This is a genomic window from Actinoplanes couchii (assembly GCF_016862075.1).
Classification (GTDB): Bacteria; Actinomycetota; Actinomycetes; order Mycobacteriales; family Micromonosporaceae; genus Actinoplanes; species Actinoplanes couchii.
This window is the reverse complement of the sequence record NZ_BOMG01000024.1, coordinates 97,865-120,396: the sequence shown is the minus strand read 5'-3', so window position 1 is coordinate 120,396 and position 22,532 is coordinate 97,865. Positions and strand designations below refer to the sequence as shown.

Here is a 22,532-nt window from a genome sequence, read left to right as displayed (position 1 = left end):
CCTCACTCCTTCACCGCCGCGGTGCTGGCCTCCCACAGCCGCTCCGCCAGGTCGGTGCTCCTGGTGGGGGCCGCCGGGGTCGTCTGCTTGCGGCCCACGTAGTACCCACCGTTCACCAGATCCGTCTCCGGGGCGGTCGCCAGCCACACCAGCAGCTCACCGGCCTTCTCCGGAGTCACCAGGAACGGGGCGTGCCGCCAGAAGAACCGGGTCACCGCGCCGGCGCCGAAGTTGGTGCGCACCACACCCGGGTGGAACGACACGCTCGTGATGTCCGGCCAGCGGCGGGCCGCCTCGGCGGCGAACAGGACGTTGGCCGCCTTCGCCGCGCTGTACGCGCTCCAGGAGTTGTAGCGTCCCGGATCGCCGGTCAGATCCGCCGGATCCGGGGTGCCGCGCCGGTGCGCCTGGGACGCGGTGTTCACCACCCGGGCGTCCCTCAACTGCTCCCGCAGCAGGTTCGTCAACAGGAACGGGGCCAGGTGGTTGCCCTGGATCGTCGCCTCGAAGCCGTCGGGCGTCCGGCGGTAGCCCTCGACCATGCCGCCGGCGTTGTTCGCCAGCACGTCGATCCGGCGCTCCGCCAGGAACTCGGCCAGGGCCCGGACCTCGGACAGATTCTCGAAGTCCGCGCGGAAATGGGACTGCGCCCCGGTCTCGGCCACTGCCGCCTTCAGACGCTCCGGATCACGGCCCACCAGGATCACCTCGTCGCCGCGGGCCGTGAACTGCTTCGCCGCCGCCCGGCCCACCCCGGAACTGCCACCCGTCACCACGATCGTCGCCATTCACCGAAGAGTACGGTCCTCTCCTCCAGGCCCCGCGGCGGGTCGTCGATCATCTGTTCGAAAAAGCTGGCGAAGTGGCGTGTGGAAGCTTGCGTTCGGGTCCTAGGGGGGTGTTAGTCTCTGGGGAGTTAGAACGGATGTTCGAAAGAGTGTTCGTTCTGCTCCGGGAGCGTGTTTCGCGGCTCGCCTCCCGGGGTGTGGCGCTTCGCGGGCGCTGCACCGGTGGTCCGGGCATTCGCGGGTCCGGGCCGCGGTGAAGGCAGGCCGTCGCTCGCTGCCCCCGACCCCCGGTGGCGGGCGACGGACCCGCCGGCGGTGCCGGCCGGGTGTGGTGTGGGGAAGCTTCACGCCCGGCCGGCGAACCGCTCGGGCGGCCGGTCACGGTCGCCTTTGCCGGGGTTACGGCCGCCCGCCGGAGCCCCGGTTCTGGTTCACGCCGGTCCTTGGTTCCGGCTCGGGCCGGCCCGGGTTTCGGCCTTAGGGCGGCCCGGGTTTCGGCTGACGCCGGCCCTGGTTCCGGCTTGGGCCGGTCCCGGGTTCGGTTTGTGCTGGCTCTGGTTCCGGTTTGTGCCGGACCCGTTTCGGCTCATGCCGGACAGGCAGGCTGCGTCTTCCTCCGCAGCGAATCGGTTCGACCCACCAAGTCGGATGCGGAACAGGCGAGGAGAAACGACGATGGCGAGCAACCCGGCTTCGGGCCTGACAGCACGGCCCAGCCCGCCCCCACCGACTCCAGCGGCCGCCCCGCCCCACCTCGCCGCCCCGCCCCACCCCACCGCTCCCACTCCACGACGTGGTGTAACTCCCGCCTTGAGCCCTGGCGCACCGCCCGCCGCACCACTAGGCGTAACTCCCGCCGTTCGACCAGGTGCGACGCCGCCCGATTCCGTTGAGGTCCCCGTCCCGCAGCCTGCCGAGTCCCGCACCGGACAGCCCGTTCCGGTGCGGCCCACCATCTCGCGGAACGGTGCCCGGTATCCCGTTTCGGTGCAGGCCGGTGATCCGCGGCCGGATACCCCGCGGCCTCTTTCGGCGCAGGCCGGTGAGCCTCAGCCCGGCCCGGTGCCGGCCGGCGCTTTTTCTGCTCCGCAGGCCGGTCCGGTGCCGGCTGGGGTTGCTGGTCGGGCGGAGGCGCCTACGGTTCCGGCGCACATGCTGCCTCATCGCACCCCCGCACAGTTGCTGGTCATGGCGCGGGAGGGGTTGGACGAGGCGGCACACACCACTCCCGACGGTCTCCGTTATGCGGCGGCGCACATGGCTGCGCTGCGTGCGGCGGCTGCCCTGCTTGCCGCCCGTGCACGCCCGGCTCCTCGCGACCGGCGGACCAAGGTGACAAGTGTGTGGTCACTGTTGGTCATGGTCGCGCCCGAGTTCAGCGAATGGGCCGGCTATTTCGCACTGGGCGCGGGCAAACGAGCCGCCGCCGAAGCCGGAATCCCCCACGTGGTGAGCCCTCGCGAGGCAGACGACCTGCTGCGCGCGGCCGAACAGTTCGTAGCGGTCGCCGAGTCCTCCTTGGGCTTGTCCTACCAGCCACGACTGGCCGCTTGAGCCCCGATTCGTTCCCTCGATGCGCCGCTCCGTTTCACGTGCCCCGCTCATAGCCTTCGCCCGTCCAGGCCCCGGCGGTCCTAGCCCCGGCGGTCCTAGCCCCGGCGGTCCTAGCCCCGGCTCCAACGGTTTCGGCGGTCCTTCTGGTCCCGGCTCCATCGGCCCTGGCGGTCCTTCTGGTCCCGGCTTCGGGGGTTCCGGTGGTGCCGGCGGGTTCGGTGGTTCCGATCGGGCGGTTCCGATCCCCGTCCTGCTTGGTGAAGCGCTGGTTCTTTGACGCTGCTCTTCTGGAAAGCCGGTTCCTCGGTGGCGGTTCCTGCGGAGACGGGTCTTGGCGGACCGGCTTTTCGTGGCCAGATGGTGCCGGTGGCTGCGGTCCTGGGGCAGAGGGGAACGGTCCGGCCAGCTGGATGACGGTGCCGCCCTGGTCGGTCAGTGTTCGGGCTGCCTCGGGTCTGCGTCGGGCCGGATCGGGTCGAGCGGATGGGCTCGAGGTCGAGGGGATGGGCTCGAGGTCGAGCGGATGGGCCTGAGCCTGGGCTTACCTGGTGGTTTTGTGCGGGGGCGCTTCACGGGGAAGCAACAGAGCGGGGCGTGACGGTGGCGGGGCGCATGATCAGTGGGACGGCCGCGCTTGCGGGGAAAGTCTGGACGGCCACCGGAGGTGGCGAGCCGGACCTGGACCGGATGCTGCCGGTCGCGGATGAACTGGCCGGACTGCTGCCGTGGCGTGGACTACGCCGGGGCAGCACCGTTTCCGTTGCCCCCGGACGTGATCTCTTGACCGGCGTCGTCCCGGCCGGTCAGGGAACCTCCTCCCAGCGGATGCCTTCGGCCGATCGAACCTCGCCGGGGCAGGGCATTTCGCCGGGAACCTCGCCGGGGCGGGGCGTTTCGCCGGGACAGGGTGCTTCGCCTGGGCGCGAGGTTTTTCCTGCCCGCCAGGCCCCTCCTGGGCGAGATGTCTCGGGTGGCCGATTCTCGGCGGCTGGGCGGACGGAGCCGGGCGATCGGATCTCGGGCGATCGGATCTCGGGTGATCGGATCTCGGGTGATCGGGCTTCGGGTGGGCGGGGTGTTTCGGGTGGGCGTAAGGCTCCGGCTGGGTGGGAGGTTCTTGGTGGAGGGCTGGCCGCTGGGCGGGGAAGCCTGACCGAGAGGCGGGCATCCGGGTGGGATGGGGCTGGGGGGAAAGCCGCTGGGCGGGGGCTTTCTGCTGGTGGGGGGACCTCGCTGATGTTGGGGCTCATTGCTGCGGCTTCTCGTGGTGGGGCCTGGTGTGCGGTGGTGGGGGTTCCGCAGTTGGGGGTGCTGGCTGCTGCGGAGAGCGGGGTCGTGCTCGAACGGCTCGCTCTGGTACCGGAACCGGGGCCGGACTGGGCCACCGTTGTCGCCTCTCTCATCGATGGGGTTGATCTGGTGGTGGTGGCTGTTCCCGGGCCGGTTCCGACGGGGATCGTCAGTCGGCTCGCTGCTCGGGCCCGGCAGCGGGGGAGTGTGCTGGTGCCGTTCGGGGACTGGGCCGGGGCTGACGTCACCCTTGCTGTCGATGGTGGACGTTGGGAGGGGCTCGGGGCCGGGCGGGGTCGGTTGCGGCGGCGGGAGGTCACCGTTCTGGCTCGTGGGCGGGGTGCGGCCGCCCGGCCTCGGGAGATCACCACGTGGATGCCGGGAGTCGCGATTCGGCAGGAACCGGTGCCGCCGCGGCCCGAGGATCCCGCGCCCCGGCGCCGATCACCTGCCGCCGAGGAGCGGCCGGTCGCGGCGGAAACCCCGGCGGCCGGGCTCGCCGTCGTCCCCTCAGGTCAGGTGGGAGCCGAGATCGGGGCGCGGGTTGTGGCTGGTGGGGCCGGAGAAAAGGCCAGAGCCGGGGACGGAACCAGAGGCAGGGATAGAACCGTGACGGAGGTGGGATAGTGGAGGCGGGGGTTCGTACTCTGCTGGTCTGGTGTCCTGATTGGCCTGTGGTGGCTGCTTCGGTTGCCGGTGGGGTGGTGGAGTCGGGGGCTCTGGCCGTCATGTTCGGGAATCGGGTTCTGGCCTGTTCGGAAGGGGCCCGGCGGGAAGGGGTGCGGCGGGGGCTTCGGCGGCGGGAGGCTCAGGGGCGGTGTCCGCAGCTCGTGGTCGTCGAGCATGATCCGGGGCGGGATGCCCGGGCCTTCGAACCGGTGGTGGCTGCCGTCGAGGAGGTCGCCGCGGGGGTGGAGGTGCTACGGCCGGGAGTGTGTGCGGTCGCCGCCCGTGGGCCGGGCCGGTACTTCGGTGGGGAAGAGGCGGCCGCCGAGCGGATCGTCGAGCAGGTCGCGCTGGCCACCTCGGTGGAGTGCCAGATCGGGATCGCGGACGGGGTGTTCGCCGCCGGGATCGCCGCCCGGACGGGGCGTGTCGTGGAGGCGGGCGCCAGCCGGGACTTCCTGTCTGGCGTACCCGTCGAAAGCCTCGAGGAACCGCAACTCACCGACCTCCTGAAGCGTCTCGGGATCAAGACCCTCGGGGATTTCGCGGCTCTGCCGCCGGGGGATGTGCTGACCCGGTTCGGGTTCGAGGGGGCGCTGGCGCACCGGCTCGCGTCGGGGGCCGACCATCGGCCGCTGGCGGTGCGCCGGCCGCCTCCGGATCTGGCGGTGGAGGAGACCTACGACGAGACCCTGGACCGGGTCGACGTGGCGGCGTTCGCGGGAAAGGTGCTGGCCGAGCGGTTGCACGAGCGGCTTGCGGCGTACGGCCTGGCCTGCACCCGTCTCGGGATCGAAGCCGTGACGGCGGACGGGCAGGAGTTGTTCCGGGTGTGGCGGCACGACGGGCTGCTGACGTCGGCGGCGATCGCCGAGCGGGTCCGGTGGCAGTTGGACGGCTGGCTGACCGGGGCACGGCTCGGGAAGGCGGCGCAACCGACCGCCGGACTGGTCCGGTTGCGCCTGGTCCCGGACGGGGTGCTGGCCCATGTCGGGCTGCAGCCGGGGCTGTGGGGCGAGACCGGTGACGAGCGGGAACGGGCGCATCGGGCGTTCAGCCGGGTGCAGGGCCTGCTCGGGCCGGATTCGGTGCTGACCGCGGTGATCGGCGGCGGCCGTTCGGGCGACGACCAGGTGCGGCTGGTGCCGTGGGGTGACGAGCGGGTGCCGGAGCGCCCGGCGACCGGGCACAAGGACCCGATTCCGGGGCTGGAGACGGTCCCGTTGCTCGACAAGACGGAGCGCCCGCCGTTGCGTCTGGAGTGGACGGACGGTTCGAGGGACGGCTTCACCATGATCGAGGTGAGCCGCCGGAGGAAACGGGCGGCGAAACCCGCCGAGCCGCCGCCTTGGCCGGGGCGGCTCCCGAAACCCCTGCCCGCGATCGTGTTGCCGCATCCGTTGCCGGCGGCGGTGCATGACGAGAACGGACAGCTGGTGACGGTCACCGCCCGCCTGGAATTGTCCGGAACTCCGGACGTGCTGCGGATCGCCAGGCAGGCGCCGGTGGCGATCACCGGGTGGGCGGGCCCGTGGCCGGTGGACGAGCGCTGGTGGGCGGCAGCCGAGGCGCGGCGGCGGGTCCGGTTCCAGATGGTGCTGGAGGACGGCCGGGCGCTGCTGCTGTCGCTGTCCGCCGGCCGGTGGATGGTCGAGGCCCTCTATGACTGAGCGGGTGTGGTGATGGGATTCAACAATCCGGATGTCCCGTGGCGGCAGCTGGAAGCGGCGCTCACCGGAAAAACCGATGGACAGGCGATGGAAGGGGACGGCGGCGATTCGCCGGCCTGGACCCGCAAGCGGGAGCCGTACCAGGCTCCGGCCCTGGTCCGGCGGGAGAGCCGGGTCGAGTACGCGGAGCTGCACTGCCACACCAACTTCAGTTTCCTGGACGGCGCCAGTCATCCGGAGGAGCTGGCCGAGGAGGCGGCCCGGCTCGGGCTGACGGGGCTGGCGGTCACCGACCACGACGGCCTGTACGGGGTGGTCCGGTTCTCCCAGGCCGCTCGTGAACTGCGCCTGCCCACGATCTTCGGCGCCGAGTTGTCGCTGGGCCTGACCCGCCCGCGCAGTGGCGAACCGGATCCGGAGGGCCCGCACCTGCTGGCGCTGGCGCACGGCCACGAGGGGTACGCCCGGCTGGCCCGGGTGATCTCCGAGGCCCAGTTGCGGGGTGGCGAGAAGGGCCTGCCCGACTACGAGGGTGTGGAACGGGCGGCGGAGCTGCTGCGTGACCACGTGCTGGTGCTGACCGGTTGCCGCAAGGGCACGGTGCCGCTGGCGCTGGCGACGAGGGGCCCGGCCGCGGCGGCGTACGAGCTGGATCGGCTGGTGGCGAACTTCGGCGCCCCGAACGTGGCCGTCGAGTTGACCGATCACGGGGATCCGTACGACGGCGACCGGAATGACGCTCTTTTCGATCTGGCCCGCAGCCGTGGTCTGGAGGTGGTGGCGACGAACAACGTGCACTACGCGACTCCGGCGCGGCGGCGGCTGGCGACGGCCCTGTCGGCGGTGCGGGCGCGGCGGAGTCTGGACGAGATGGACGGTTGGCTGCCCGCGGCCGGTACCGCGCATCTGCGCAGCGGCGAGGAGATGGCCCGCCGGTTCGCCGATTATCCGGGCGCGGTGGCGAACGCCGCGATGTACGGCCGCGACCTGGCGTTCAGCCTGGATCTGGTGGCGCCGCGGCTGCCCGATCATCCGGTGCCGCCGGGGCACACCGAGATGAGCTGGCTGCGCGAATTGACGATGCGAGGGGCCCGGCAGCGGTACGGGGACAACGCCAAGGCCTACCAGCAGCTGGAATACGAATTGCGCATGATCGAGGAGCTGGGTTTTCCCGGCTATTTCCTGGTCGTGCACGACATCGTGCAGTTCTGCCGGGACAACCGGATCTATTGCCAGGGGCGGGGTTCGGCGGCCAATTCCGCGGTCTGCTTCGCCCTGTGGATAACCAACGTCGACGCGGTGAAGCACCGATTACTGTTCGAGAGGTTCCTGACTCCGGAGCGGGACGGTCCACCGGACATCGACGTCGACATCGAGTCGGATCGGCGGGAGGAGGTCATTCAGCACGTCTACCGGAAATACGGGCGGGAGCACACCGCCCAGGTCGCCAACGTGATCTCCTATCGGCCCCGGTCGGCGGTCCGGGACATGGCGCGCGCGTTCGGTTTCTCCCCCGGCCAGCAGGACGCGTGGAGCAAACAGATCGACCGCTGGGGCGACGTGGCGACTACTGACAACGACATTCCGGACGACGTCGTGAAGTATGCGAACGAGATCCAGGACTTCCCCCGGCACCTCGGCATCCACTCCGGCGGCATGGTGATCTGCGACCGCCCGATCATCGAGGTCTGCCCGGTCGAGTGGGGCCGGATGCCGGGGCGCACCGTGCTCCAGTGGGACAAGGACGACTGCGCGGCCGTCGACCTGGTCAAGTTCGACCTGCTCGGGCTGGGGATGCTGTCGGCGCTGCACTACGCGTACGACCTGATCGAGGACGAGCTGGACATCGGCACGATGCCGCTGGACGACCCCGAGGTCTACGAGATGCTCTGCCGGGCCGACTCGGTCGGGGTGTTCCAGGTGGAGAGCCGCGCCCAGATGGCCACGCTGCCCCGGCTCAAGCCCCGGGAGTTCTACGACCTGGTGATCGAGGTGGCGCTGATCCGGCCGGGGCCGATCCAGGGCGGCTCGGTCCACCCGTACATCAGAAGGAAGAACGGTCTGGAGAAACCTGATGTGCCGCATCCGCTGATGGCGAACGCGCTGGCCAAGACCCTGGGGGTGCCGCTCTTCCAGGAGCAGCTGATGCAGCTGGCGATCGACGTGGCCGGGTTCGACCCGGCCGAGGCCGACGAGTTGCGCCGCGCGATGGGCTCGAAACGGTCGATGGAGAAGATGGAGAGGATCAGAAGCAGACTGTACGAGGGGATGGCCGCCAACGGGATCACCGGCACACTGGCCGATGATCTCTTCGTCAAGCTCTCCGCGTTCGCCAGCTACGGCTTCCCGGAGAGCCATTCGATGAGCTTCGCCTACCTGGTCTACGCGAGCGCCTGGCTGAAGCGGTACCACCCGGCAGCGTTCTGCGCGGCGCTGCTGAACGCCCAGCCGATGGGGTTCTACTCGCCGCAGACCCTGGTCGACGACGCGCGGCGGCACGGGGTCGAGGTGCGCCGGCCGGACATCAACCTCAGCGACGCGGCGGCGACCCTGGAGAAGACCCCACAGACCCGGCACCGCAGCGAGCCGGGGGAGTCGCCGCAGCAGTGGGGGCTGGGCGGGCCGGCGGTGCGGCAGGGGCTGTCCCGGATCCGGACGATCGGCGCCGAACTGGCCGAGAAGATCGAGAAAGAGCGCCGCGAGCATGGTCCTTATCGGTCGATGACGGATCTCGCACGGCGGACCGGATGCACCACCGGCCACTTGGAGGCCCTGGCCACCGCGGACGCGTTCGCGAGTTTCGGGCTGTCCCGCCGGGAGGCGCTCTGGGCCGCCGGGGCCGCCTCGCAGGACCGGCCGGACCGCCTGCCCGGGACGGTGACCGGTACCGAGGCGCCCACCCTGCCCGGCATGAGCGACGTGGACGTGCTGGTCGCGGACGTGTGGGCGACCGGGTTGTCGCCGGAGACGCATCCGGCCCGGTTCCTGCGGGCCGAGCTGGACCGGGCCGGGGCGCTGCCGATCGGGCGGCTCACCGAGGTGGAATCGGGCACCCGGGTCCGGGCCGGCGGGATCGTCACGCACCGGCAGCGGCCGGCCACCGCGGGCGGGGTGACGTTCGTGAACCTGGAGGACGAGACCGGGATGCTCAACGTGACCTGTTCGCCGGGGCTGTGGCAGCGGTACCGGAAGGTGGCCCGGACCAGCACGGCGCTGCTGGTCCGGGGCCGTCTGGAGAAGGTGGCGGGGGTGCTCAACCTGGTCGCGGACCGGTTGGACGCGGTCTCTCCCCCGGTCGTGTCAACATCACGCGATTTCCGATAAATCCGGTATAAGGTGCACCATGTTGCTGCCCGTCATCGTCACCATGGTCGCCGCGCTCGGCGTTCCGGCCGACTCCAGCCTCACCCTCACCTACGCCGACAAGAAGGTCCGCCTCACCTGCGGCCCGGTCGGCGGCGGCCATCCGAAGGCGGACGAGGCCTGCGCCGTCCTGCGCGCCATCGGCGGCGACCCGACCCGGATGAGATCGGGGGACGCGTTCTGCATCCTGCTCTACCGGCCGGTCACCGCCCGGCTGACCGGCACCTGGCGAGGCAGGACGGTGAAATGGCAGCGGACGTACGGCAACAGCTGCGAGATGGGCCGGGCCACCGGGGTGCTGTTCCAGTTCTGACCCGGATGCACCAGCGCCTGTTTCGAAAGGGGAGCAGGAGCGAGGCGAGGTTCAGGTGTCGTCTGGGTGTGCGGCGTGGGCGCCCGGATACCGGGGTTGTATCCGGGCGCCCACGCCGTGCGGCCAGACGGCGGCTGAGCCACGCCGCAGCCCAGCTCCCCTTTCGAAACAGGCGCTATAGGCTGCTCGGGTGGAAACTTCTGCGCGCACCGGCCGACCGCACGTCACGGCCCGCACCGCCGCCGTCTGGGCCGTGCTCCGGCGTGAACTGCAGCGGCAGGACGGCCGCGAGCTGACCGTTCTCGACGTCGGCGGCGGCACCGGCGGGTTCGCCGTGCCGCTCGCCGAAGCCGGTCACCGGGTCACCGTGATCGATGCCAGCCCCGACGCGCTGGCCGCCCTCACCCGCCGGGCCGCCGACGCCGGCGTGGCCGACCGGATCCGGGCCGTGCAGGGCGACGGCGACGCGCTCGCCACCCTGGTCGAGCCGGGCAGCGCCGACCTCGTCCTCTGCCACTCGGTCATCGAGGTCGTCGACGATCCGTCCGGTGTGGTCTCCGCCATCGCCACGGCGCTCCGGCCCGGTGGCGCGGTCAGCGTGCTGGTGGCCGGCCGGGCCGCGGCGATCCTCGGCCGGGCCGTCAACGGGCACCTGCGGGCGGCGGCCGCGCTGGTCACCGACCCGGCGGGCCGTGCCGGGCCGCGCGACACCCTGCTCCGGCGGTACGACGCGGACACCGCGGGCGAGCTGCTCACCGCGGCCGGGCTCCAGGTCGAGGAGACCCATGGTGTCCGGGTGATCGCGGACCTGCTGCCCGCCACCGTCCTGGAGGAGGATCCGCAGGCGGTGCTGGAGCTGGAGATCGAGCTCAGTGCCCGGGCCCCGTTCCGGGACATCGCCTCCCAGCTGCACCTCTTCGCCCGCAAGTCATGACCGGGGCCGCCGACCACCTGCCGTCCGACGCCTTCCGGGTCGTCACCCCGGCCTACGGCGGCGGCAGCCTCGCCGACCTGTTGCCCAGCGTGTGCGCGGTGCTCGGGGTGCCCGGGATGACCGACACCCTCGGGCTCGGGGCCCGGCTGGACGGCGTGGACCGGGTCGGCGTGCTGCTGGTGGACGGCATGGGGGCGTACAACCTGCCGCTGATGAAACCGCACGCACCGGTCCTCGGTGAGCTCAGCGGCGGCACCTTGACCAGCGCTTTTCCGTCGACCACGCCGGTCAGCCTGGTCACCGTCGGCGCCGGTGTGCCGCCCGGCGCGCACGGCGTCCTCGGGTTCACCGTGCGGCGGCCGGACGGGCGGGTGCTCAACCACATCGCCTGGGCCGACGACCCCGATCCGCGCCGGTGGCAGCCGGTGCCCACCACTCTGGAACTCGCCACGGCCGCCGGGGTGCCGGTCACCGTGGTCAGCCGGGGCCTCTACCGGGGCACCGGGCTCAGCGTCGCGGCCAACCGGGGCGGGCGCTACCACGTCGCCGACGACGGTCCGGCCGTCGCCGAGGGGATGCTGGCGGCGCTGCGGGCCGGGCCGGGGCTGGTCTACGGCTACCACCCCGACCTGGACAAGGCCGGTCACGAGGCCGGTGTCGGCTCCCCGGAGTGGGAGGCTGCCGCCCGCGGCGTGGACCGGCTCCTGGACCGGCTCGTCCACGAGCTGCCGGCCGGGGCCGCCCTGCTGGTGATCGCCGACCACGGGCAGTTCAACGTGCCACTCGACGGGCGTCACGACGTGGCCGACCTGGGTGGCGGGATCGTCGCGGCGGCCGGTGAGCCGCGGGTCCGTTACCTGTGGACCGCCGACGGGGCCCGCGACGACGTGACGGCCGCGTGCCGGTCGGTTCTGCAGGACCAGGCCCGGGTTCTGGTACGCGAGGAAGCGGTCGCCGAGGGATGGTTCGGCCCGATCGTCCCGCCCGAACACGCCGCCCGCATCGGCGACGTGGTCGTCATCTGCCAGGAGCGGACGATCGTCACGGCGAACGACTGGGAACCGGCGTCGACCGGCCGGCTGATCGCCTACCACGGGTCGGCCACCGCGGCCGAGATGACCGTGCCGCTGCTGATCGCCCGGTAAGGTGGATTTGCGTCAGTCGATTTGGCCGTCCTCCGGCGCTGACTTTCCGGATCATGTGTTGAGGCAGGTCACCGGCCGTGATCAGGGCCACACGGAGCCGATCCGCGGCCGGATCATCGGTCTTTTGGGACGAACCGATCTTACGGACACGGAAAATCACCCGCACTCGGCGGTCGTCCCGCTTTCCGACCCGCCGACCCGCTCGTAGACTTGCGTGTTAAGGCAGCCGACGGCTGCCCCGCATCACCACACCTGTACCACCCCCGACCCCGCCGCGGGGCCGGACATGCGCCCGGGGAGGAATGCCGTGCCGCTCTCGGAGCACGAGCAGCGGCTGTTCGATCAGATCGAGCGGTCGCTTGCCGAGGACCCCAAGTTCGCCTCGGCTGTGCGGGCCAGCGACCCGCGTTTCCACGCACGGCGCCGGCTCCTCATCGCCGCGTTCGTGATCGTCCTTGGTCTGGCAGTGGTCGTCTACGGGACCGTCAGCCAGAACCCGCCGCTCGGCGTGGCCGGTTTCGTCGTCATGCTCGGCTCGGCCGCGTTCGCGATGCAGTCGCGACGCCGGGTCCAGGCCCCCGACCTGAAATCGGTCGGCGGCACCGCATCGCGGCGCACCCGCTCAAGCCGCAAGAGCGGCGGCTTCCTCGAACGACTCGAGGACCGGTGGCGCCAGCGCCCGGAAGGACATCGCTGACCCAGGCCGAGCCGGCCCGCTGAGCCGGCTCCCGACGAAGGCGGCCGCACCCCGGCCGCCTTCGTCGTTCCCGCCTCTGGCCGCCGCCCTCCGCGCACCCCGGCCCTCCCGCCGCCCGACCGTCGTCGTCATCGCGGCCCTCGTCCCACCCTGACCGGCGGTCTCCCACCTCGTTCCTGGACGACGGCTGTCTCATCCCGCGCGGCCCTTCCTCATGCGGCGGGACTTCCTCTTGCGGCGGGACCTCCCTTTTGCGGCGGGACCTCCTTTTGCGGCGGGAGAAAAGAAAAAGGAGCGGCGCCGGCCTCCGGGAGAGGACGACGCCGCTTCACAGCGCGGACAGGGGCCGCGCTTCAGCGGGCCCGGGTGAGGAACCGGCGGGGGTTGAGGCGGGATGCCGACTCCGCCAGGCGGGTCAGGCGTTCCGCCACCCGGGTGGACCAGTCGCTGATGCCCCGGCGCCAGGACAGCATGACCGACGGCGGGAGCAGGGTGGCCCGGAGCCGGGTCTTGGTGGGAGCGGTGGCCGCCATGCCGGTGCGGACCCGGGTCAGCGCCGACGTCAGCTCGGCACCCTGCAGAGGCTGCCGGGCGTACCGCGCCCGTTCCTCGGCGGTGCCCAGAAGGGCGGCCGCCTCGGCCGGTTCGCCGGTGAGGGCGGAGTCCCGGATCAGCCGCTGGGCGGTGATCCGCGGGGTCTCCGCCGGATCCACCGGCACCTGGAAGTCGACCATCGAGTCGATGAGTTCGTCCCAGGCCGCGTGGGCGTCCTCCCGCGCCCGCCCCACGTCACCGGAGACGGTGATGTCGGCGTCGGGCGCGCCGCTGACCGCCACGACGGCCGGTGCGGCGGGTGCCGTGGCCGCGTGCCGGCGCCGCCGGACCAGGACCCGGCGCAGGGCCGGGACCAGCAGCAACGCGATGAGCAGGGAGAGCCCGGCGACGATCCACAGGGCGGTCCAGTTGGTGGCCTCGGCGACCGGCCCGGTGGCGCCGTTGACGTCGCCCTCGCGGTCGATCTGGTTGGGGCCGCCGGCCGCGCCCGGGTCGGTCGACGATTCGGGGGCGACGCTGGCACCGTCGCTGCCCACGGACGGGGCGGCGGTGGGCCGGTCGACGTCGGGGGCCCAGGCGGAGCGGGCGTTGCCGTAGACGCCGGTGGCCGGGGTGGCGTCGAACGGTACCCAGCCGAAGCCTTCGAACCAGACTTCGGTCCAGGCGTGCGCGTTGCGGTTGGTGATGGTGTAGATGCCCTGCCCACCGGGGGTGCCCCGGGTGAAGCCGAACGCGACCCGGGCCGGGATCCCGGCGGCCCGGACCATCCACGCCATCGCCGCGGCGTACTGCTGGCAGTACCCGGTCTTGTTGTTCAGGAAGGCGGAGATCTCCGAGGCGTCACCGCTGCTCTCGGTGGTCAGGCTGTACTTGAACCCGTTCTTGGTGGAGAACGAGTCGTAGATCGCCCGGACCTTGTCGTAGTCGGTGTCCTCGCCCTTGATCAGCCGGGCCACCTCGGCCTCGACCTTCTGGTCCGGGGGAGTGGCGGTGAACGCCAGCTGCGGGCTGCTCGCGCTGAGCGGGGCGGCCTGCCGCAGCAGCGCGGGGGTGTAGCGGGCCCGCTGGTAGGTGATCTCGTACTGCTGGCTCCGGGTGGTGGTGCGGCCGGAGAAGAGGACCATCTGGTTCTCGTCGTACGCCCAGGCGCCCTTGAGGTTCTTCACGTCGGTGGCGTAGGGATAGAGCGGAGCCATGTTCTGCTGAAGGTTCTCGGTGACCTCGATGGTCGCGTTGTACCTGCTGAACGAGGCCTCCGGCGCCGACGACTGCGCCGGGTCGGGCAGGCCCTGGGAGAGCGCGGTGCCCTTCGGCGACTCGTTGCCGAACCCGTTCTCGGTCAGCACCTCGGCGACCCCGAACCGCAGGTAGAACGGATCCGGCTCGGTCGTCTGCACCTTCAGCAGCGGCACCGTGGTCGGCTGGCTGAGCTGGCCGCTGAGCGAGGCGAACAGGTTGATCCGCCCGCCGCCGGTGCCGTTCTGCCCGGTGCCGACTCCGGCGCCGCTCTGGGTGAGCTGGGTGAGCAGGCCACCGCTGACGGTCGGCACGGCCAGCGGCAGGGTCACCGCGACCAGCACGCCGACCACACCGATCCGCCGGCCGGCTGAGGCCAGCGGGGACGGCTCCCACACGTCGACGTCGCGCCCGTCACCGGTGAACCGGCGGCCGAAGCGGCGCACCCGGTCCACGTTGTCGGCGACGAGCAGCCACAGGAAGCCGGCCGCGCCGACCACGAACGGCAGCGAGGGGACGCTGTCCAGGTAGACGGCGACCGGGATGGAGTAGATGGCCAGCATCGGCAGCCCGGCCAGGGCCGGCCGGCGGAACACCGCGGTGAGCAGGTCCACCACGATGGCGACCGCGCCGATGCCGAGGGCGGCCACGAAGAGCAGGCCGTCCCGGTCCGGGACCGGCACCCCGTACGTCCGGGTCTCCTCGCCGGCCTGGGAGATCAGGTCGGCGAAGTGGGCGAACGTCTTGGGCTGTGGGACGATCATCTCGCCGCCCGCCGGGAAGATCCAGGTCAGGGCCAGGACCAGGGCGATCACCATGCTGAGCGCCTGGGCCCAGGTGGGGAACCGGAAGGTCCGGGTGGCGACCGCCGCGCCCTCGATCAGGATCACCACCAGCAGACACTGGATCATCCAGGTCCACGACTCGAAGATCGCCGTCAGCGGTGCGGCGGCGAGCATGGTGGCGGCCGCGGCCACCAGTCCGAGACGGCGTCGCCCGGTCATCGGATCACCCCGCCGACCGTCTCGGCCATCGCCGCGCGGTACGCGAAGCCCTGCGAGCCCCGGGCCACGCTCGGCCACAGGGCCGCCAGCGAGTCACCGTGCGTCACCGGCACCGATTTCCAGCCGCTGCGTACCAGCGCCAGTGACGCGGCCGCGTGCTCCCGGTCGGATTCCGGCGCGTTCCCGGACGACGGCACCCAGGTGGAACTGTCGATGGTGAAGCCGATGCAGGACGCCCCGTTGCCGCGCAGCTGGCTGAGCAGCTCGGCCTCGGCGACCGTGAGCGCGCCGAACAGCCCGATCACCAGCCCGCCGTCGTTGCGCCGCCGGACGTGCTCGACCAGGGACGACAGGTCACCGTCGGGTTCCGCCTTCACATCGGCCAGGGTGTCCAGGATCAGGCCCTCCCCACCGCCCTCGGCGGCGTCGATGTCGATGCCCGAACCGGTCACCATCCGCAGCTTGTAGCCGCTCTCGCGCAGGTGCACCGCGATGCTGGCGGCCGCCGCGACGGCCCACTCGAAGCTCGCGGTCGGGCCCTCGCCCCGGTGCGCGTAGCCCCGGGTGTCGAGGACCACGGTGGCCCGGCTCTCCCAGGGCTGCTCCTCGCGGCGGACCATCAGCTCGCCGGTCCGCGCGGTGGAGCGCCAGTGCACCCGGCGCAGGTCGTCGCCGCGCCGGTACTCCCGGGTGGCCGCGTCGTCCTCGCCGTGCACCGCCACCGAGCGGGCCCGGCTCTCGCCGGTGCCGGCGTACTCCCCGGCCAGGCGGACCCGGGGGAGCGCCGTGACCTGCGGGATCACCGTCAGTTTGTCGATGCTCGGGAACGACCGGGTCAGCTCGCACAGCCCGAACGGGTCGGTGAGCCGGACCATCAGCGGGCCGATCGAGTACCGCCCGCGGATGTCGGCACGCACCGTGTACGCCACCGAACTGGCCTGGTGCGCGCCGAGCCGCTCCAGCACCACCCGGGGACGGCTGCCGAGCGCGTACGGCAACCGGTCCTCCAGCAGCATGGTGCCGGTGGGCAGGCGGGACATGTTCTGCAGCCGGAGCACGACCCGGGCGCTGGACCCGACCGGCGCCCGGCCCGGCTCCAGCGACCGGGTGCAGGCCAGCTTGTACCGGCTCCGCCCCACGTACCACGCGGCGAGCAGCGGCAGCACGGCCAGCAGCACCGCGACCCGGAGCAGGTCACGCTCGCCGAGGATGATGGCGGAGACCGCGGCGGCGATCGCCGCGGCCAGGAACGAGCGGCCGCGCGTGGTGAGTCCCCGCAGCGCCTCCCGCATGCTCACCGCCCCCGGGACTCGTACGTCGTAGCGCGACCGTCACGGGCGTCGTACGGGCTCCGGTTGCGGTCGTGCGGCACCGGCAGCCGGTGCACGATCTCGGAGACGATCGTGTCGGTGGTCCGCCGATTGAGCTGGGCGTCCGCCGTCGGGATCAGGCGGTGGGCGAGCACCGGCACGGCCAAGGCCTGCAGATCGTCGGGGAGCACGTAGTCCCGGCCCTCGAGCGCGGCCACCGCCTTGGCGGTGCGCAGCAGCTGCAGCGTCGACCGGGGCGAGGCGCCGAGACGGATCTCCGGAGCCTCCCGGGTGGCGGTGACCAGGGCGATCGCGTACTGCTGGACGGCGTCGGCGGCGTGCACCGCGCGGGCCGTCTCGATCAGCCGCCGGACCATCGCGGCGTCGGCCACCGCGCGCAGGTCGTTGAGCGGGTCGTGGTCGCCGTGCGAGGTGAGCATCGCCAGCTCGGCGCGTGGGTCGGGGTAACCCATCGCGATCCGGGCGGTGAACCGGTCCCGCTGGGCCTCGGGCAGCGGGTAGGTGCCCTCCATCTCCATCGGGTTCTGCGTCGCGACCACCATGAACGGCGACTGCAGCTCGTAGGTGGTGCCGTCGACGGTGACCTGCCGCTCCTCCATGCACTCCAGCAGGGCGGACTGGGTCTTCGGCGACGCCCGGTTGATCTCGTCGCCGACCACCAGGTTGGCGAAGACGGCGCCCGGCTTGAACTCGAAGTCGCGCGTCTCCTGGTTGTAGACGCTGACCCCGGTCACGTCGCTGGGCAGCAGGTCGGGGGTGAACTGGATACGCCGCACCGAACAGTCGATGGAGCGGGCGAGGGCCTTGGCCAGTTTCGTCTTCCCGACGCCCGGCACATCCTCGATCAGTAGATGGCCCTCGGCCAGCAGCACCGCGACAGCCAGTCGCACGGTTGCGCTCTTGCCCTCGATGACCTGCTCGATGTTGGCCATGATGGCTTGAGCCGCAGTGCGGAACTCGGCGTTCGTCAGCGGGCCTGCCGGCTCGCCCCAGGTCGGCGTTGTCACGGGCCTCCTCCATAACGTGTCTCGCCCGTCAGGCGGTGATCACCCACCGTCAAGGGGCACCGTAAGGTCGCGGGCGCCCAGCGGCCGTGGGCCTCCGGCACTCGCCGCCCGTCATGACAGGTTATCCCCGTCCCTGCGCATCACCGAAAGCCCTGATCGGGGCCCTGTGGATGATGCTTTCGGGGGAATCCGGACGAACGGGCTGCTTTCCGCCGTCCCAGGCCGGTCGCCTGTGGACAGCGGGGAGTATGTCACGCGCCCGCTATACCGGTCGCCGTGCGTGATGAGCGAGGGGTATCATCCATGCCATGGCTCGGTCCGTTCTGCTCCTTAGCCGGCCGTGCTGATCCGCTGAAACCGCGGGCCAGGCACGGCTACCCCCTCCTGTGCGAGGGGCTTTTTTGTGCCCTCGAGACGAGACGACAAAGACGAGATGGTGAAGATGAGCGAGACCGAGACCCCGCCTTTCCGGTACACCGCCGCGATGGCCGGCGAGATCGAACTGCGCTGGCAGGACTTCTGGGCCGCCAACGGGACGTTCCACGCGCCCAACCCCACCGGTGAGCTGGCCGATCCTGATCATCCCCGGGCGGGCGCCCCCAAGCTGCACGTACAGGACATGTTCCCGTACCCGTCCGGTGCCGGCCTGCACGTCGGGCACCCGCTGGGCTACATCGGCACCGACTGTTACACCCGCTTCCAGCGGATGGCCGGTTACAACGTGCTGCACCCGATGGGCTTCGACGCCTTCGGCCTGCCCGCCGAGCAGTATGCGGTGCAGACCGGCACCCACCCGGCGGTCACCACCGCGGCGAACGTGGAGCGTTACCGCCAGCAGCTGCGCCGCCTGGGCCTGGCGTACGACGACCGGCGGTCCTTCTCGACCACCGACCCGGAGTACTACCGCTGGACCCAGTGGATCTTCCTGCAGGTCTTCAACTCCTGGTTCGACCCGGCGGAGAACAAAGCCAAGCCGATCAAGGACCTGATTGCGGCGTACGAGTCGGGCGAGCGCGGCCCGGAGTGGGCCGGTCTGTCCGCCACCGAACGCCGCAAGGTCATCGACGGCCACCGCCTGGCGTACATGAGCGAGGCCCCGGTCAACTGGTGCCCCGGCCTGGGCACCGTGCTGTCGAACGAGGAGGTCACCCCGGACGGCCGGTCCGAGCGGGGCAACTTCCCGGTCTTCAAGCGCAACCTGAAGCAGTGGATGATGCGGATCACCGCCTACGGTGACCGGCTGATCGAGGACCTGGACACGCTGGACTGGCCGGACCCGGTCAAGCTGATGCAGCGGAACTGGATCGGCCGGTCCAAGGGCGCGCACGTCGACTTCGCCCTGGGCGACCACAAGATCACCGTCTTCACCACCCGCCCGGACACGCTGTTCGGCGCCACCTACATGGTGCTGGCGCCGGAGCACGAGCTGGTCGACACCATCGTGCCCGGCAACTGGCCGGCGAACAGCAAGGAAGTCTGGACCGGGGGACACGCGACGCCCGCCGAGGCCGTCGTCGCCTACCGGGCCGCCGCGGCCGCCAAGACCGAGGAGGAGCGGACCGCCGACGCCAAGGTCAAGACCGGTGTCTTCACCGGCGCCTACGCGACCAACCCGGTGAACGGCGAACTGGTCCCGGTCTTCATCGCCGACTACGTGCTGGCCGGCTACGGGACCGGCGCGATCATGGCGGTTCCGGCGCACGACGAGCGTGACTACGAGTTCGCCACCGCGTTCGCGCTGCCGGTGGTCCGTACCATCGAGACGCCCGAGGGTTTCGAAGGCGCCTACACCGGCGACGGCGTGGTGATCAACAGCGGCTTCCTGGACGGGAAGAACAAGGACGACGCCAAGGCCGCGATGATCGAGTGGCTGGAGTCCTCCCGGAAGGGCCAGGGCGCGACCACCTACCGCCTGCGGGACTGGCTGTTCAGCCGCCAGCGCTACTGGGGCGAGCCGTTCCCGATCGTCTACGACGAGACCGGCCTGCCGATCGCGCTGCCCGACTCGATGCTGCCGGTCGTGCTGCCGGACACCGACGACTTCTCGCCGCGCACCTTCGACCCGGAGGACGGCGACACCGAGCCGGAGACCCCGCTGTCCCGCAAGAAGGACTGGGTGCAGGTCGAGCTGGACCTGGGCGACGGGCCGAAGACGTACACCCGCGAGACCAACACCATGCCGCAGTGGGCCGGTTCCTGCTGGTACGAGCTGCGCTACCTGGACCCGCACAACGAGTCGGCGATGGTCGACCCGGCCAACGAGGCGTACTGGATGGGCCCGCGCGCCGAGGGCGACTGCGGCGGCGTCGATCTGTACGTCGGTGGTGTCGAACATGCGGTGCTGCACCTGCTGTACTCGCGGTTCTGGCACAAGGTGCTGTTCGACCTGGGTCACGTCTCGTCGTTCGAGCCGTTCAAGAAGCTGTTCAACCAGGGCATGATCCAGGCGTACGCGTACCAGGACGACCGTGGTTTCTACGTACCCGCCGAAGAGGTGGTGGAGCGGGACGGCAAGTACTTCCACGGCGACCAGGCGGTGACCCGCAGCTACGGCAAGATGGGCAAGTCGCTGAAGAACGTCGTCACCCCCGACGAGATGTGCGAGCTGTACGGCGCCGACACGTTCCGGGTGTACGAGATGGCGATGGGCCCGCTGGACGTCTCCCGCCCGTGGGAGACCCGCGCCGTCGTCGGTTCGCAGCGGTTCCTGCAGCGCACCTGGCGCCTGGTGGTCGACGAGGAGACCGGCGCCGTCCGGGTCACCGACGAGCCGCTGGACCCGAAGACCCGCAAGGTCCTGCACAAGGTCATCGCCGGCGTCCGGGAGGACATCGCCGAACTGCGGTTCAACACCGCGATCGCCAAGCTGATCGAGCTGACCAACACGCTGACCCCGCTGCCGTCGGTGTCCCGTGAGGCGATCGAGCCGCTGGTGCTGATGATGTCGCCGTTCGCGCCGCACATGGCCGAGGAGCTGTGGGGCAAGCTGGGCCACCGGGGTTCGCTGGCCTACGCGGACTTCCCGGTCGCCGACCCGGCGCAGCTGGTCGCCGACGCGATCACCTACCCGGTGCAGGTGAACGGCAAGGTCCGCGGCCGGGTCGAGGTCTCCCCGGACACCCCCGAGGCGGACGTACGGTCGGCAGCACTGGCCGCCGTCGAGGAGATCCTGGCGGGCAAGGAGCCCAAGAAGGTCATCGTCGTCAAGGGTCGCCTGGTCAGCGTCGTCGTCTGATCATCTGCTGATACGGCCCGCTCCTTGTGGAAGGGGCGGGCCGTTCGCCTGTTTGGATCGGGGGCATGACCGACGCCTTCGCCGTGACGCCGCTGACAAAGCCTCTGGACGCGACCGTGCGACCACCCGGGTCCAAGAGCATCACCAACCGCGCGCTGCTCTGCGCCGCCCTCGCTCCGGGCACCTCCACGCTGCGCGGGGCACTCTTCGCGGACGACACGGAAGCGATGACGGGCGCGGTCGCCGCGCTCGGCGCCGAGATCAAGAGCGATTCCCTTGCCCGTACGGTGGAAGTGTCCGGGGTTCTCCCCAGCTCTGCCGGGAACCCGCCGGCGGTCGACTGCCGTCAGTCCGGAACGACCTCCCGGTTCCTGCTCCCCGCCGCCGCCCTGTTCACCGGGCGGATCGTGGTGGACGGCTCCGGGCAGTTGCGGGCCCGCCCGTTCGGCCCGGTCATCGAGGCACTGCGGCAGCTCGGCGTGACGATCGAGGAGCTGGGTGAGCCCGGCTTCCTGCCGGTGGCCGTGCACGGCCCGGCCGGCGGCGGCCGGGTCGAGGTCAGCGGTCACATCTCCAGCCAGTTCCTGTCCGGTCTGCTGATGGCTGGTCCGCTGATGCCGGGCGGTCTGACCGTCGACGTGACGTCGCCGCTGGTCTCGGTGCCGTACGTGGAGATGACCACGGCGGTGATGGCCGCCTTCGGCGCGGTCGTGGACGTCGACGGGCTGACGGTGGCGTCCGGTGGTTACCGCCCGGCGGACTACACGATCGAACCGGACGCCAGCGCGGCCTCCTACTTCCTCGGTGCGGCGGCGGTCACCGGCGGCCGGGTCACGGTCTCCGGGCTGGGCACGGGTTCGCTGCAGGGCGACGTGCGTTTCGCCGACGCCCTGGAACGGATGGGTGCCACGGTCGTCCGGACCACCGACTCGATCACCGTGCACGGCAGCGACCGGCTACGGGGCATCGACATCGACATGGCCGACATCTCGGACACCGCGCAGACCCTGGCGGCGGTCGCGGTCTTCGCCGACTCACCGACCAGGGTCAGCGGCATCGGCTTCATCCGCAAGAAGGAGACCGACCGCATCGGCGCGATCGTCACCGAGCTCCGCCGGGCCGGTATCGACGCGACCGAGGACGAGGACGGTTTCACCATCCGCCCCGGCACACCCCGCCCGACCCGCTTCGCCACCTACGACGACCACCGCATGGCGATGAGCCTGTCACTGCTGGGCCTCCGCACCCCCGGCATCGAGATCGCCGACCCGAGCTGCGTGGCCAAGACCTACCCGAACTTCTTCACCGACCTGACAGCCCTCACCTGAGCCCCGCACACAGCCGTCGCCCGTCTCAGCTGCCCGGCTGAGCCGCCCATCTCAGAAGCCCGTCTCAGCCAGGCGTCTCGGCCGGACGTCTCAAACGTCCGTCTCGGCCGGGCGTCTCAAACGCCCGTCTCAACCGAGCGTCTCAAACGCCCGTCTCAACCGGGCGTCTCAAACGGCCGTCTCAAACGCCTGTCTCAGCCGGGCGTCTCAAACGGCCGTCTCAAACGCCTGTCTCAGCCGGGCGTCTCAAACGGCCGTCTCAAACGGGCGTCTCAGACGCTTGTCTTCTCCTGGGCGTCTCAGACGCCTGTCTTGGGCCGGCGTCTCAGACGCCCGTACCAGGCGGACGTCTCAGACAAACGTCTCAGACAGTTGTCTGGTTCGAATGTCTGAGACGGGCGTCTGGAACGCATTCG

14 protein-coding genes are annotated in these 22,532 nt (G+C 71.2%); 10 read left to right on the top strand and 4 right to left on the bottom strand.

Going from position 1 to position 22,532, the window contains the following annotated elements; genetic code table 11:
- Positions 1-2 precede the first annotated feature (2 nt).
- Positions 3-788 (bottom strand): SDR family NAD(P)-dependent oxidoreductase, encoded by a 786-nt coding sequence (locus Aco03nite_RS06375; protein ID WP_203793819.1) that lies wholly within the window; start codon positions 786-788, stop codon positions 3-5.
- Positions 789-1,940: 1,152 nt separating this feature from the next.
- Between Aco03nite_RS06375 and Aco03nite_RS06370 the strand changes: the two genes are divergently transcribed.
- The 8 genes from Aco03nite_RS06370 to Aco03nite_RS06340 all read left to right on the top strand — a co-directional run bounded on the left by Aco03nite_RS06370 (position 1,941) and on the right by Aco03nite_RS06340 (position 12,420).
- Positions 1,941-2,342 (top strand): SAV_6107 family HEPN domain-containing protein, encoded by a 402-nt coding sequence (locus Aco03nite_RS06370; RefSeq protein WP_203793818.1) that lies wholly within the window; start codon positions 1,941-1,943, stop codon positions 2,340-2,342.
- 1,014 nt (positions 2,343-3,356) lie between these two features.
- Positions 3,357-4,259, top strand: a complete 903-nt coding sequence (gene imuA', locus Aco03nite_RS52715; RefSeq protein WP_444978833.1) for a DnaE2-dependent mutagenesis accessory factor ImuA' — start codon at positions 3,357-3,359, stop codon at positions 4,257-4,259.
- On the top strand, positions 4,256-5,968 hold the full coding sequence (locus Aco03nite_RS06365) for a DNA polymerase Y family protein (RefSeq protein ID WP_373872581.1): 1,713 nt from the start codon (positions 4,256-4,258) through the stop codon (positions 5,966-5,968). The genes imuA' and Aco03nite_RS06365 overlap by 4 nt, the downstream gene beginning before the upstream one ends.
- A 12-nt stretch (positions 5,969-5,980) precedes the next feature.
- Positions 5,981-9,292 carry an error-prone DNA polymerase gene (locus Aco03nite_RS06360; protein WP_203793817.1) on the top strand — a complete coding sequence of 1,104 codons (3,312 nt, stop codon included), beginning with the start codon at positions 5,981-5,983 and terminating at the stop codon, positions 9,290-9,292.
- Positions 9,293-9,311: 19 nt separating this feature from the next.
- Positions 9,312-9,644, top strand: coding sequence for an SSI family serine proteinase inhibitor (locus Aco03nite_RS06355; RefSeq protein ID WP_203793816.1), 333 nt, complete (start codon positions 9,312-9,314; stop codon positions 9,642-9,644).
- 190 nt (positions 9,645-9,834) lie between these two features.
- Positions 9,835-10,578, top strand: a complete 744-nt coding sequence (locus Aco03nite_RS06350; RefSeq protein ID WP_203793815.1) for a methyltransferase domain-containing protein — start codon at positions 9,835-9,837, stop codon at positions 10,576-10,578.
- Positions 10,575-11,723 (top strand): alkaline phosphatase family protein, encoded by a 1,149-nt coding sequence (locus Aco03nite_RS06345; protein WP_203793814.1) that lies wholly within the window; start codon positions 10,575-10,577, stop codon positions 11,721-11,723. The genes Aco03nite_RS06350 and Aco03nite_RS06345 overlap by 4 nt, the downstream gene beginning before the upstream one ends.
- A 307-nt stretch (positions 11,724-12,030) precedes the next feature.
- Positions 12,031-12,420 carry an SCO2097 family morphological protein gene (locus tag Aco03nite_RS06340; RefSeq protein ID WP_203793813.1) on the top strand — a complete coding sequence of 130 codons (390 nt, stop codon included), beginning with the start codon at positions 12,031-12,033 and terminating at the stop codon, positions 12,418-12,420.
- Between the two features lie 353 nt (positions 12,421-12,773).
- Here the strand turns inward: Aco03nite_RS06340 and Aco03nite_RS06335 are convergent, their stop codons facing one another.
- Genes Aco03nite_RS06335 through Aco03nite_RS06325 form a run of 3 tightly spaced genes read right to left on the bottom strand, consistent with a single transcriptional unit; the run spans position 12,774 to position 17,553 of the window.
- Positions 12,774-15,215 carry a transglutaminase TgpA family protein gene (locus Aco03nite_RS06335; protein WP_203793812.1) on the bottom strand — a complete coding sequence of 814 codons (2,442 nt, stop codon included), beginning with the start codon at positions 15,213-15,215 and terminating at the stop codon, positions 12,774-12,776.
- Positions 15,212-16,507, bottom strand: coding sequence for a DUF58 domain-containing protein (locus Aco03nite_RS06330; protein WP_203793880.1), 1,296 nt, complete (start codon positions 16,505-16,507; stop codon positions 15,212-15,214). Before Aco03nite_RS06330 ends, Aco03nite_RS06335 begins: the two co-directional genes overlap by 4 nt.
- A gap of 2 nt (positions 16,508-16,509) precedes the next feature.
- Positions 16,510-17,553: an AAA family ATPase gene (locus Aco03nite_RS06325; protein ID WP_203793811.1), complete on the bottom strand. Its 1,044-nt coding sequence runs from the start codon at positions 17,551-17,553 to the stop codon at positions 16,510-16,512.
- A 433-nt stretch (positions 17,554-17,986) separates the two neighbouring features.
- On the opposite strand from Aco03nite_RS06325, the gene leuS reads away from it, so the two are divergent.
- Both leuS and aroA read left to right on the top strand, forming a co-directional pair.
- Positions 17,987-20,788 (top strand): leucine--tRNA ligase, encoded by a 2,802-nt coding sequence (gene leuS / locus Aco03nite_RS06320; RefSeq protein WP_373872578.1) that lies wholly within the window; start codon positions 17,987-17,989, stop codon positions 20,786-20,788.
- A 65-nt stretch (positions 20,789-20,853) separates the two neighbouring features.
- Positions 20,854-22,116 carry a 3-phosphoshikimate 1-carboxyvinyltransferase gene (gene aroA / locus Aco03nite_RS06315; protein WP_239144952.1) on the top strand — a complete coding sequence of 421 codons (1,263 nt, stop codon included), beginning with the start codon at positions 20,854-20,856 and terminating at the stop codon, positions 22,114-22,116.
- Positions 22,117-22,532 lie beyond the last annotated feature (416 nt).